The sequence below is a fragment of the uncultured Pelagibacterium sp. genome (assembly GCF_963972885.1).
Classification (GTDB): domain Bacteria; phylum Pseudomonadota; class Alphaproteobacteria; order Rhizobiales; family Devosiaceae; genus Pelagibacterium; species Pelagibacterium nitratireducens.
On the sequence record NZ_CAXAXY010000085.1, the window covers coordinates 1 to 12,272 of the forward strand.

Consider the following 12,272-nt stretch of genomic DNA (forward strand, 5'->3'; position numbering starts at 1 on the left):
TCGTTGATATGAACCGCACCGAAACCATCACCAATGACTGGGTCGCGTCAAAAGCTGGCTGGACGCCCTATGACGGCGTCTCGGTCAAGGGCTGGCCGGTCGGCACCATAATTCGCGGCAACACAGTCATGTGGGACGGCCAACTCGTCACCCCTTCAAAGGGCCAGCCCATCCACTTCATGGAAACCCTTCCGGCGGAGCGTTGAACCTTTCGGCCCCTTCCTTATCAAGGGAGAGGCCATTGGTTGGCATTTGGGTCAAAGGGCGCTCAGGCCAGCGCCATCAGGCTTGCATTGCCCCCAGCCGCTGCCGTATTGACGCTGGTCGAAACCTCATCGACCAGCAGATCGATGGCGAACACCGCCTCGCCATGCTCCAGCGCTTCGCTCGAAACGCCCTGCACGGTCACGATCGGGCCATCCCACTCCGCAACGGCCCTGCTCATCGCGGTCACGGCTTCGCCGTCGCCTTCCACCAGAACCGCCCGAGCCGCGCCCGAACCGATTTCGCGCACCATTTCAACGCGCTGTCTGATGTCCTCTGGCAGGTCGCGAACCACTGATCCCAGATCACCCCAAGCCTCGACCAGCATCTGATTTCCCGCTGCCAGTCCTGCCGCAAGCCCATGCACAAGCCCGGTCAGTGTCCTTGCGCTGAGCAGAACCTTGCCCTTTGGTTTGGTCAGATAAGTGTTGCGCTCACCCACAGGCCCGTCCAGCTCGGAAAAGGCGTTGATGGCCGGATGGTTGGCATAATTCAGCGTCACCTCGGCCAGATCGTCCCGGCTGTTGCCACGCAACCATTCGGCCAGCGTCACCAACGTCGGACCGGCCTGACGCGCCGGCAACCCCCAGACCGTCTGGCTGGTCGTTTGTACCAACCGTCGCAGATAAAGCGGGCCACCAGCCTTGGGGCCGGTGCCCGACAGCCCGTGTCCCCCAAACGGCTGCACACCCACAACGGCGCCGATCTGGTTGCGGTTGACGTAGATATTGCCCACCTCGATTCTGGCCGAAACCTCCGCAATCGTCGCGTCGATCCGCGTATGGAGCCCGAAAGTCAGCCCATAGCCCAGCGCGTTGATCTTTTCGAGCAACCCATCGAGGTTCTTGCGCTTGAAGCGCACCACATGCAGCACCGGCCCGAACACTTCGCGCCCCAGCTCTGAAATATCGCCCAATTCGATCAGCGTTGGCGGCACATAGGTCCCTTGTTCCGCCAATTCGGGCAGATCGAGCTGCGTTACCGCGCAGCCCTTGGCGCGCATCGCCTCGATATGCCCATTGATCCCATCGCGGGCCTCGGCGGTAATCACCGGTCCCACGTCAATCGTCAGCCGGTCGGGATTGCCGATATCGAGTTGGGCCATCGCGCCCTTGAGCATGTCGAGTGTCTTGTCGGCCACTTCCTCCTGCAGGCACAGTACCCGCAGCGCCGAACAGCGCTGTCCGGCGCTGTCGAAGGCAGAAGCCAGGACGTCCAGCACCACCTGTTCGGTCAGTGCAGAGGAATCCACCACCAAAGCATTCTGCCCGCCGGTTTCCGCTACCAGCGGTATCGGAGCGCCATTGACCAGCGTCCGCCCGGCCAGTTGTTTCTGGATCAGCCGCGCTACCTCGGTCGACCCGGTAAACATCACCCCGCATGTTGCTTGATGCCCGACCAGCGCCGCGCCCACCTTGCCGTCACCCGGTGCAAACTGCAGCACATCGGCCGGCACGCCGGCGGCGTGCATCAAATCGACCGCCAATTGCGCAATCAGCGGCGTTTCCTCGGCCGGCTTGGCAACCACCGGGTTGCCCGCGACAAGCGCCGCCGATATCTGCCCGGTAAAGATCGCAAGCGGGAAATTCCACGGCGAAATGCACACCACCGGCCCCAGAGGGATATGGGTGTCGTTGGCAAAGCTTTCTTTGACCTGCTTGCCGTAATAGCGCAGGAAATCGACCGCCTCGCGCACTTCGGCAATCGCATTGGCTGCCGTCTTGCCGGCTTCGCGCATGGCCAGCGACATGAAGATTTCCATCTGGCTCTCCATGGCGCCCGCCGCCCGCATCAGCATCGCGCCGCGTTCGGCGGGCGGTGTTGTCGCCCATCCTGAAGCAGCGCGCTGTGCCCTGGCCATGATGGCGTCGATCTGGTCCACCGAAGGCTCGATCACTTCGCCAACCACGTCGCGATGATCGGCAGGATTGAGAACGGGCCGGGCTTCGCCCTTCGTGTCCTCGGCCTTTGCCACCCACGCCCGTTCGGCGCCGGCCTTCAGGCTCTTTTCCAGGGCCCGCAGAACCTGCTCGTTGGACAGGTCGATCCCGCGTGAATTGCGGCGTCCCGCCGCCAGAATGTCTTTTGGCAGATCGATCTGCTCGTGAGGGGTGCCGACCGGCGCAATCTGCCGCGCCATCTCGACCGGATCGGCAATCAGCCGGTCCACGGGGACGTCCTCGTCGGCGATCTGATTGACGAAGCTCGAATTGGCGCCATTTTCGAGCAGTCGCCGCACCAGATAGGCCAGCAGCGTTTCGTGACTCCCCACCGGCGCGTAGATGCGGCAGGGACGGTTCAGCTTGTCCTTGGGCACCACCTGCTCGTAAAGCGGTTCGCCCATGCCGTGCAGGCACTGGAATTCATAGCTGCCGAGCTCAAAATCGGACCCGGCCAATTCATAAATCGTCGCCATGGTCTGCGCGTTGTGCGTCGCAAACTGCGGAAACACCACGTCCCGCGCCGCCAGCAGCTTCTTGGCGCAGGCGATATAGCTCACATCGGTATGCACCTTGCGGGTAAACACCGGAAAGTCTTCAAGCCCGTCCATCTGCGCGCGCTTGATCTCGCTGTCCCAATAGGCGCCCTTGACCAGCCGCACCATGATCCGGTGCCCCGAGCGCCGGGCCAGATCGATGATCCAGTCCAGAACGAGAGGGCACCGCTTGGAATAGGCCTGAACCACGAATCCGATCCCATTCCAGCCGTCGAAATCTGGATCGGTGGCCAGCGCTTCGAGCAGATCGAGCGAGAGTTCGAGCCGGTCCATCTCTTCCGCATCGATGTTGAGCCCGATGTCGTAGGATTTCGCCAGCGCCGCCAGCGCCTTGAGACGCGGCAACAATTCTGCCATCACACGATCATACTTGGTGCGGGCATAGCGCGGGTGCAGGGCCGACAATTTGATCGAAATGCCCGGCCCTCCATAGGGTCCCTCGCCCGCCGAGGCCTTACCGATGGCATGGATCGCCCCGACATATTCGGCCATATACCGCTCGGCGTCATGGGCGGTGGTCGCGGCCTCTCCCAGCATGTCGTAGGAATAGCCAAACCCCTTGGCCTCCCACGATCTGGCGTTTTTGAGCGCTTCGCCGATGTCCTGCCCGGCGACGAATTGTTCGCCCAGCATGCGCATCGCCATTTTCACGCCGGCCCGGATCACCGGCTCGCCCGACCGCGCCACGATCCGCGACAGCGCATTGGACAATCCCGATTCATCGACGGGCGTCACGAGCTTGCCGGTCACAACCAGCCCCCAGGTCGCCGCGTTGACAAACACCGAACGGTCGAGCCCGAGATGTTTCTGCCAGTTGCCCGGTGCAATCTTGTCGGCAATCAAAAGGTCGCGGGTGGAATTGTCGGGCGTGCGCAACAGCGCCTCGGCCAGGCACATAAGCGCGATGCCCTCCTGGCTCGAGAGCGCATATTCGTGCATCAACCCCTCGACCCCGCCGCCATTGCCCTTGGCGCGGATGCCTTTGACGGCCTTTTCTGCGGTAGCGCGAATGGCCTTTGCCCGTTTCGGATCGACGGCTGCAGCCTCGATCAGGGCCGGAACGACTTCGGTCTCGGCCAACCGATAGGCCGAAGTGATCGCTTCGCGCAGCGCCGTATCGGTCTTGAGCGGACGATCCGAAAACGCTTCGAAAGGGGAAGTGTGCGATGCCGGCATAGACGCAAGGTCTCCTTTGGCCCAACTGGGCGAACATGGACTTTCAATGGCGCAAAAACTAAGTCAGTTCCCCCGGAGGTCTAGGGGATAAGAAAGCCGATCATCGTAAAAAAGGCAGAATTTTTGCCTAAATTCCATGAATTATACGGCAGGTGCAACGAAGCGCCGTCCACACGACGTATGCTTGGAGGAATGCCGGGTGATTCTCCGTCAGTTGCCGGCCCGGCGTTTCCTCTCTAAAAGCGTGGGCCTATGAGCGAGACGACCCCACCACAAATCGGCCCGGTGATCCAGATGGCCCGCAAGGCCCGGCATCTGACGCTGGAGCAACTGGCCAAGCTCTCCGGGGTGTCGCGCTCCATGCTCAGCCAGATCGAGCGCAGCGAAACCAATCCCACCTTTGCCGTCGTCTGGAGCCTCACCCAGGCCCTCAATATCGAATTTTCCGATCTCGTGTCCGGTGACGCGGTGGCCCGGAAATCGGCGCTTATCGACATCGTCCCGGCCGATCATGTCCCCTTGATCGCCTCTCCCGATGGCGCCTGTCGGCTGAAAATTCTCTCCCCGCCCGCCCTGGCTGGCAAGACCGAGTGGTATCAGGTCGAAATCGAGCCCGGCGGCGCTCTTGTCAGTGCCGCCCATGCCCCGCGCACCCGCGAGCATTTCACCGCGCTCACCGACGGTATTGCCATCACCAGCGGCGAAACGACGACCGCCCTGACCGCGGGCGAAGTCGCACGCTATGCCGCCGACGTGCCCCACGCCATTTCCAACACTTCGGACGCCCTCGCCAACGGTTGGCTCGTCGTGCTCTACAACTGATCTTTTCCGCTCGCCGGTGCCACACCCTCACCGTCATCCCGGACTTGATCCGGGATCCAGTACCCCCAGCGCCTCCACATTTCCCATCGCGCCGCAACTCTCCCCACGCCTGTCACGTTGGCCCTCCAATGCCATTGACGAAAATTCCAATATACCGGAAAATACCTCCACCAAAAAGGAGTAGCCATCATGATGGACGGTTTCGCCCAGCACCTCAGCCAGACCCTCGACGGCATTCGCGACGAAGGGCTCTTCAAGTCTGAAATGGTCATTGGATCGGCCCAGCAGGGCGAGGTCACCGTTGGCGGCCGCACAATGGTCAATCTGTGCGCCAACAATTATCTCGGCCTTGCCAATGATCCCGAAGTGGTCGAAGCGAGCGTCAAAGCGCTGGAAAAATATGGCTCCGGCATGGCCTCGGTCCGCTTCATCTGCGGCACACACGAGCTGCATAAGGAGCTCGAACAGACCGTCGCCCGCTATCTCGAAAAGGACGACGCGATCCTGTTCGGTTCGTGTTTTGATGCCAATGGCGGCATTTTCGAAACTCTGCTTGGCCCCGAAGACGCGGTAATCTCCGACACCCTCAATCATGCTTCGATCATCGATGGCGTCCGCCTTTCCAAGGCCCGGCGCTACCGCTTCCACACCTCTGACATGGACGATCTTCGCCTCCAGCTTCAGGCTGCCGAAGACGATGGTGCGCGCTTTAAACTGATCGTCACCGATGGCGTCTTCTCCATGGATGGCTACATCGCCAGGCTGCCCGAAATCTGCGACCTCGCCGAAGCCTACAAGGCCGCCGTGCTGATCGACGAATGCCACGCCACTGGCCATCTGGGCGAAAAGGGCAGGGGCACTCCGGCCCTCACCGGCGCGGGCAACCGCATCGACATCATCTCGGGCACCTTTGGCAAAACGCTCGGGGGCGCCATGGGTGGCTTCATCGCCGGGCCTCAGCCGGTTGTCGACCTCCTCCGCCAGCGCGCCCGGCCTTATCTCTTCTCAAACGCCCTGCCGCCCTCGGTGGCTGCCGGGGCCATCAAGGCCATCGAGATCGCCGAAAAGGCCGATGATCGCCGCGCAACGCTCGACCGGCACACCAAACGCTTCCGCTCGGCATTGGCTGACGCCGGCTTCGACCTCGTGCCCGGTGAAACCCCGATCATCCCCGTGATGCTCCACGACGCCGTCAAGGCCCAGGGCATGGCAAAGGCACTGCAGGACAAGGGCGTGCTGGTGTCCGCCTTTTCCTTCCCCGTCGTGCCCAAAGGCAAGGCCCGCATCCGCACCCAGATGTCGGCGGGGCTTTCCGACGACAACATCTCGTTTGCCATCGACGCTTTCATCAGCGCCGGAAAAGACCTTGGAGCCATCTAGATGACCCGCACCATGAAAGCCCTCGTCAAGGCCAAGGCTGAACCGGGCCTGTGGATGGAAGACGTGCCGGTCCCGCAAATCGGCCCCGACGATGTCCTCGTCAAGGTCACCAAGACCGGCATCTGCGGCACCGATCTGCACATCTACAAATGGGACAACTGGGCCCAGGGCGCCGTTCCGGTCCCCATGACTGTCGGCCATGAATATTCGGGCACCATTGCGGAGTTGGGCGCCAACGTGACCCATCTCCATATCGGACAGCGCGTCTCGGGCGAGGGCCATGTCATCGGCTTTAAATCCCGCGCCAGCCGGGCAGGGCGCTTCCATCTTGACCCCGAAACCAAGGGCGTTGGCGTCAATCTGCCCGGCGCGTTCGCCGAATACGTCAAGATTCCTGCCTTCAACATCGTCCCGCTCCCCGACAGCGTCGATGATGAGCTCGCCTCCATCCTCGATCCGCTCGGCAATGCGGTCCACACCGCGCTCGCCTTCGACTTGGTGGGCGAAGATGTGCTCATCACCGGCGCCGGCCCCATCGGCATCATGAGCGCGGCCGTGGCAAAACATGTCGGTGCCCGTCATGTCGTCATCACCGATCCCAACGACAATCGGCTGGAGCTGGCCAGAAAGACCGAGCCCACAATCATCACCGTCAGCACGTCCGACGATCTGCGCGCCGTCGCGAAATCGCTCGGCATGAACGAAGGCTTCGATGTCGGCTTTGAAATGAGCGGTGCGCCTGCCGCCATGGCCACCCTCACCGATCACCTCGTCATGGGCGGCAAGATCGCCATGCTCGGGCTGCCCGCAAAACCTTTCGAATACGACTTTGCCAAGATGGTCCTCAAAATGCTCACCATCAAAGGCATTTATGGGCGGGAAATGTTCGAGACCTGGCACAAGATGCTCGCCATGCTCCAGTCCGGTCTCGATATCCGTCCGGTCATCACCAACCGCTTTCCGGCCGATCAGTTCGATACCGCCTTCCAGTCAGCGATACAGGGCGGCGCGGGCAAGATCGTGCTTGAATGGTCAACATGAGCAAACGGTAAGGTAGCCGCCGCAAATTCACCTTATATGGCACATTAACAACCACTCTGATCGTTCCGACCTGCCGCCGAAAGTGCCGCCATGAGCCCCGTTCCGCCCAAGATCCGCCGTGCCCTGATGCTGGTCAATCCCAATGCACGGCGCGGCAGCGAAGCTGTCGAGCCCATCGCCAAACGGCTGCGCTTTCTCGGGCTGGAGGTTATGATCGAGCGGTTCCAGACCCCCGAGGAACTGGCCGCCGACATCGCCCGCCGCCGCCATGAGGTGGATATGGTGATCGTGTGTGGTGGCGATGGCACCATGAACGCCGCTGCCCCCGCCATCATTGAAACCGGACTGCCCATGGGCATCATTCCCATGGGCACCGCCAACGATCTGGCGCGCACCCTCCACATTCCGGAAAATTTCACTACGGCGGCCAACATCATCGCCGCCGGTCACACCCGCACCATCGATGTCGGTGTCGTCAACGGAAGACCTTTCTTCAACGTCGCAAGTATCGGGCTTTCTGCCGAACTGGCAAACAAGCTCGACAAGGGCACAAAGCGCCGCTGGGGAAAGCTGGGCTATGCGATGACGGCCTTCAAGATCGCCTCGACCGTCCATCCCTTTCGCGCCGAAATCATCAGCTCCAACGGGACCTCGAAGGTAAAGACGCTCCAGATCGCCGTCGGCAATGGCCGCTATTATGGCGGTGGCACGGTGGTGGAGGCCGACGCGCGGATCGATGACGGCACGCTCGACCTCTACAGCCTCGAAGCCCGCGATGTCTGGCAACTCGTCACCATGCTCGGCGCCTTCCGCCGCGGCACCCACGGTACCTGGCGCGAGGTCCGCACCGAAAAATGCGTCGCGTTCGAGTTGCGCACCGCACAGCCCATGGACGTTAACGTCGATGGTGACATCATCACCCAGACACCCGCAAAATTTGAAGTCCGTCCCCGGGCCATCACAGTCTTCGTGCCCGAAAGCAATTCGGGATCGTAAAGCCTTGCCAACCCGGATCGTTCTCTGTCATCGCAGCATCGGTTGGCCCTCTGCCCCGCCATCATTTCATTTGACGAAATTCGATAGCTGACTTAAGTCAGCTATCATGTCACACGATCCCATCGCCCGTTTTCGCCGTTTTTCCCGTGCTGTGACCTCCGAGGTCGGCGCGCTCGATGATTCCTTTCTCGGGCGCGCAAGACCGCTTGGCTCGGCCCGTGTGCTCAACGCCATCGGCCATGGCCGCACAGACATTGCACAGCTTCGCGATTATCTCGGCCTTGATTCGGGCCTGATGAGCCGCCTGCTGCGCGGTCTGGAAGAGGAAGGGCTGGTTGAGACCCGGCCCGATCCGAAGGACGGCCGCCGCCGCCTTCTGGCCCTGACTGCGGCGGGCCGGGACGAGTTCACCGCCTATGAAGATATTTCCAACGCCCGCGCCGAAACCCTTCTGGCCCGCCACCCGCGACCCGAGGCGTTGCTGGCCGCCATGGATCTCGTCGCCTCCGCCCTGGGGCGCGACCGCATATCCTTTGAGGAAGTCGATCCGCGCAGCGAGGCTGCGCGCTTCTGCCTCCAGCAATATTATGAGGAACTGGCACGCCGCTTCGAGGAGGGGTTCGATGTCAAACGCTCCGCCGACCCCGACGCAATCGACATGATCCGTCCGCGCGGTGCATTCATTCTGGCGGTTTCCGACGGCCTGCCCATTGGCTGCGTCGGCCTCAAGGGTACTAAAAAAGGTTATGCCGAAATCAAGCGCCTCTGGGTCGCCCCCTCGGCCCGTGGGCTCGGCCTGGCCCATCGTTTGATGGCCGCAACCGAGGGCGCCGCCCGCGATCTCGGTATCGCCCTTCTCCGCCTCGACACCAACCGCGCACTGCCCGAAGCTATTGCCATGTATCGCAAGACCGGCTGGACCGAAATCGACCGCTTCAACGACGATCCCTATCCCGACTTCTTCTTTGAAAAGCGGCTATAGGATCAAGCGGTATTTCCGGTGAAAGGGCAGGCCGCCTACTGCAGCACCCTGTCGAGCGTATATTCGCCATTGCTGATTCGATCGGGGATGTTCCCGATCAGCTTTGCCACGGCCTCTTCGCCATATTCGCGCACCAGCGTGGCAACTGCTGCAAAAAGCGCCGCATGGGCCAGTGCTTCGGTATCGACGCCGTCCGTATCGGCCGAATTCCAGGCTTCCGCCAGATACTCGAGAGCGATCTGACGTTCTTCCTGCTCGGCCTCGATGGCGGCGGATTCGGTCGGGTACGGAAATGTCGTGCGCGTGGTCATGATCGCTAGTTAACATGCCTTTTGGGCGCTGCTAAGAGGAAATGACCAATTGGTTAACGTGCCGCACCAAATTGGTTCCGAGTGCGCCCTGCGGAAGCCAAGAGGAAATCCTATTCGGCATAACGCTGATGAATGTCGCGGGCCAACGAGTCCCCTTCGGTCAACAGGCGCGTTATCGCCGCTTCTGCCGAAGGTGTGCAACTGCGATAGAACCGAGCATAGGCCTCATATCCCGCGTTGAACGCCCCCGCCAGGCGTGCGCGACGGTCCTCGTCAGGTTCGTCCAGTTCGATCAGCTCCGCCATCTGCCCCCGCCAGTCCGTCGTCTGGTCGCCGCACAGCGGCGTCAGCATGTAGAGCGATCCCAGAATTTCCGACAGGCGCTCCATCTGTCCCTGATAGGGTGGGTCGATAGCGAGCGCAGGGCAGGGTGCCACAAGCATCGCCAGGAGGCACAGTCGCCAGAGTGGCTTCATTGGCCCACCCCCGCCAGTCCCAGGCATTGGGCGCAGGCCTCGACAATCTCGGCGAGGTGGTCGGTGGTGCGATAGGACTGCACCTCCTCGATATGTACCCAGTCCCAATCGCTGATTTCGTGGCTCGTCACCGGCGCACCCATCGGGCAGTGGGCGGCAAACACGGCAAGCGTATAGGTCTTTTCGCCTTCGCCCACGGTTTCGACCAGCACCTGCATGGGATCGGAAACCAGAAGCCGGGTTTCCTCGAACAATTCGCGCTGCACGCACTCGAGCGGTGTTTCCCCCGGCTCCATCCGCCCACCGGGAAACGTCCATTGTCCCAGAAACGGAGCATAAGCGCGCTGGATCAGCAGCACCTGATCGCCATTGAAAAGCCCGATCGAGCATGCGTCGGGCTTCATGTGCTAGCTGCCATCGCTATAGTGGTGGGGAACGGAGACCAAAGACTCATGTGCGGACGATACGCGGTTACTTTGCCAGACGACGCGATGCGCCAGATATTTGCTACCGACAATCTAATTCAGTCTGTGCCGCGCTACAACATTGCTCCCACCCAGCCCGTCATCGCCATCTGGATCGATGATGCCATGCGCCGCACCGCAAAGCTCGCCCGGTGGGGGCTGGTGCCCGGATGGGTCAAGGATCCGCGCGAATTTCCCCTTCTGGTCAACGCCCGCGCCGAAACCATGGCGGATAAGCCCGCCTTCCGCGATTCGGTAAAGCACAAGCGCTGCATCCTGCCGGCCTCGGGCTATTACGAATGGCAGACGCTGCCCGGCGGCAAGAAACAACCCCATTACATCACCCTTAAGGACGATGAACCCCTGGCACTGGCCGGGCTCTATTCGAGCTGGATGGGACCCGATGGCGAGGAAATCGATACGGTCGCGACAATCACCGTGCCTGCCGGTCCCGATGTCGCCCACATCCATGACCGGATGCCTGCCCTGATGCGGGGACATCAGATCGATGCCTGGCTCGATACGAAAGCCATGCGATTCGCCGAGGTTCAACCCTTCGTGGTGCCCCAACCGGAGGACACCATGGCCTCTCATCCTGTCTCGACCCGGGTCAATTCCGCAGCCAATGAAGGACCCTATCTCATCGTTCCGGTCAGCGAAGTGCTCGATGATGGCCCCGATGACAAGTCCATGGCAGTCAAGGCAAAAAAGTCGGCACAGCTCGATCTTTTTTGACGGCTCCGGTCGGAACCGGTTCGTCAACCGCTCGTTCTTGGAGCAGGAATTTTCGCGCTGGCGTGTCGATTTGACACAAACGCACTCGATTTTTTCGTCAAGCCTTGTTATTTATTGCCCGTGGCACCAGATGCGGTGTCCCGAGGTCAGGCTGGAGAACGGCAACATGAAAACACTAACTGCATGGGCACGCCTGACCGCGTCCGAGACCAACTGCGTACGATTTAGTTCCAAACGTACCGGTCTCATGTGTCGCTCCTGGATGTGGCGCGTATAGCGGCTGACAACTGGCCCTTCCGCCCCGTCACAAGACCCTCACATTAGACTGTTAGCACCGCTCAGGGCTGGGCGGAATCGCGTATCGCAGAGTGTTCGATCATGACCAAGCCAATCGTTATTTCAGTTGCCGGTGAACCGCAGGGCGTCGTTGTCCCCAACGGTCAGGACTTCCGCTTCATGGCGGTCAAGCTGGGCGTGTTTCCGCTCGACGGCCGGATTTTCCAGTCCATCGACGCCGCTCGCGCCGCCGCCGAGGCTGTTGTCGAGGGCGCGGCCGCACTCGCCAGTTCGTTTGAGCCCGACGATGGCAGCGACAGCGGCATGGTGGCCTGATCTCTACCCCGTGTATTGGGACGGAAATTCGTTCATCTGGCCGTAGCGCCAGACGCCCAGCCAGTCGATGAAGATCATCGCGGCGCCGAGCGCGGTGCCGATTGCGCTACCCACCAGTTCGGGATTTCCCGGCGCGTCGTTGAGCAGTTGATGCGCGCTCACCAGGAAAATTCCAAACACCGCTGCCGACCAGACGCTGTAGAGATTGGCGAACCAGTACCAGTGTCTTCCCGGCCAGAGCGGCTTGGAAAAGGCGTATCCCCACACCGCCGTGACTGAGAATGGGAAGAGAAGCGCTCCCGCAAAGCCCATCGGATCGCCGATCCATTGGGGGATTGTGAACAGCGTTCCGATGGTGCCGAACACCAGAATGAACACCGCATAGACTTTCCAGCGCAGCATCAGCATCTCCCGCCTTGCACTCGGGGAGATGATAGTGCGCCGGAGCCGTCAGCGCCGTTCTAGAGCGCGTCTTGATCTGATTGAATCGGTTTGGGATTCCCAAATCGATTTTGA

At 61.3% G+C, this 12,272-nt stretch carries 12 protein-coding genes and 1 pseudogene; 8 read left to right on the forward strand and 5 right to left on the reverse strand.

Annotation, left to right across the window (positions count from 1 at the left end):
* Window positions 1–206 (forward strand): annotated as a pseudogene (locus AACZ55_RS12680) (dihydroorotase); the annotation flags it as partial.
* A 62-nt stretch (window positions 207–268) separates the two neighbouring features.
* Here AACZ55_RS12680 and putA read toward each other — a convergent pair.
* Window positions 269–3,937, reverse strand: a complete 3,669-nt coding sequence (putA, locus tag AACZ55_RS12685) for a trifunctional transcriptional regulator/proline dehydrogenase/L-glutamate gamma-semialdehyde dehydrogenase (protein WP_339646611.1) — start codon at window positions 3,935–3,937, stop codon at window positions 269–271.
* A gap of 252 nt (window positions 3,938–4,189) precedes the next feature.
* On the opposite strand from putA, the gene AACZ55_RS12690 reads away from it, so the two are divergent.
* From AACZ55_RS12690 to AACZ55_RS12710, 5 genes are all read left to right on the forward strand, one after another.
* The gene (locus tag AACZ55_RS12690; RefSeq protein WP_338607516.1) at window positions 4,190–4,759 is read left to right on the forward strand and encodes an XRE family transcriptional regulator; all 570 of its coding nucleotides are present in this window, start codon (window positions 4,190–4,192) and stop codon (window positions 4,757–4,759) included.
* A 189-nt stretch (window positions 4,760–4,948) separates the two neighbouring features.
* Complete coding sequence (locus tag AACZ55_RS12695; RefSeq protein ID WP_338607515.1) at window positions 4,949–6,139, forward strand: glycine C-acetyltransferase; 1,191 nt, start codon at window positions 4,949–4,951, stop codon at window positions 6,137–6,139.
* A complete protein-coding gene (gene tdh / locus AACZ55_RS12700; RefSeq protein ID WP_339646615.1) occupies window positions 6,140–7,180 on the forward strand; it encodes an L-threonine 3-dehydrogenase in 1,041 nt (346 codons plus the stop codon). It begins immediately after the preceding gene.
* Window positions 7,181–7,270: 90 nt separating this feature from the next.
* On the forward strand, window positions 7,271–8,176 hold the full coding sequence (locus AACZ55_RS12705; RefSeq protein WP_339646618.1) for a lipid kinase: 906 nt from the start codon (window positions 7,271–7,273) through the stop codon (window positions 8,174–8,176).
* Between the two features lie 106 nt (window positions 8,177–8,282).
* Window positions 8,283–9,158 (forward strand): helix-turn-helix domain-containing GNAT family N-acetyltransferase, encoded by an 876-nt coding sequence (locus AACZ55_RS12710; protein ID WP_339646620.1) that lies wholly within the window; start codon window positions 8,283–8,285, stop codon window positions 9,156–9,158.
* A gap of 35 nt (window positions 9,159–9,193) precedes the next feature.
* Here AACZ55_RS12710 and AACZ55_RS12715 read toward each other — a convergent pair whose 3' ends face one another.
* From AACZ55_RS12715 to AACZ55_RS12725, 3 genes are all read right to left on the reverse strand, one after another.
* Window positions 9,194–9,469, reverse strand: coding sequence for a hypothetical protein (locus AACZ55_RS12715; RefSeq protein ID WP_338607511.1), 276 nt, complete (start codon window positions 9,467–9,469; stop codon window positions 9,194–9,196).
* A gap of 110 nt (window positions 9,470–9,579) precedes the next feature.
* On the reverse strand, window positions 9,580–9,945 hold the full coding sequence (locus AACZ55_RS12720) for a TIGR02301 family protein (RefSeq protein WP_339646622.1): 366 nt from the start codon (window positions 9,943–9,945) through the stop codon (window positions 9,580–9,582).
* Window positions 9,942–10,349 carry an NUDIX domain-containing protein gene (locus AACZ55_RS12725; RefSeq protein ID WP_339646625.1) on the reverse strand — a complete coding sequence of 136 codons (408 nt, stop codon included), beginning with the start codon at window positions 10,347–10,349 and terminating at the stop codon, window positions 9,942–9,944. Before AACZ55_RS12725 ends, AACZ55_RS12720 begins: the two co-directional genes overlap by 4 nt.
* Window positions 10,350–10,397: 48 nt before the next feature.
* Here AACZ55_RS12725 and AACZ55_RS12730 point away from each other — a divergent pair, with 48 nt between their 5' ends.
* Both AACZ55_RS12730 and AACZ55_RS12735 read left to right on the forward strand, forming a co-directional pair.
* Complete coding sequence (locus tag AACZ55_RS12730; protein ID WP_339646628.1) at window positions 10,398–11,144, forward strand: SOS response-associated peptidase; 747 nt, start codon at window positions 10,398–10,400, stop codon at window positions 11,142–11,144.
* Between the two features lie 378 nt (window positions 11,145–11,522).
* Window positions 11,523–11,756 (forward strand): hypothetical protein, encoded by a 234-nt coding sequence (locus tag AACZ55_RS12735; RefSeq protein ID WP_338607507.1) that lies wholly within the window; start codon window positions 11,523–11,525, stop codon window positions 11,754–11,756.
* Window positions 11,757–11,759: 3 nt separating this feature from the next.
* On the opposite strand, the gene AACZ55_RS12740 is transcribed toward AACZ55_RS12735, so the two are convergent.
* Window positions 11,760–12,158, reverse strand: coding sequence for a hypothetical protein (locus tag AACZ55_RS12740; protein ID WP_339646630.1), 399 nt, complete (start codon window positions 12,156–12,158; stop codon window positions 11,760–11,762).
* Between the last annotated feature and the right edge of the window lie 114 nt (window positions 12,159–12,272).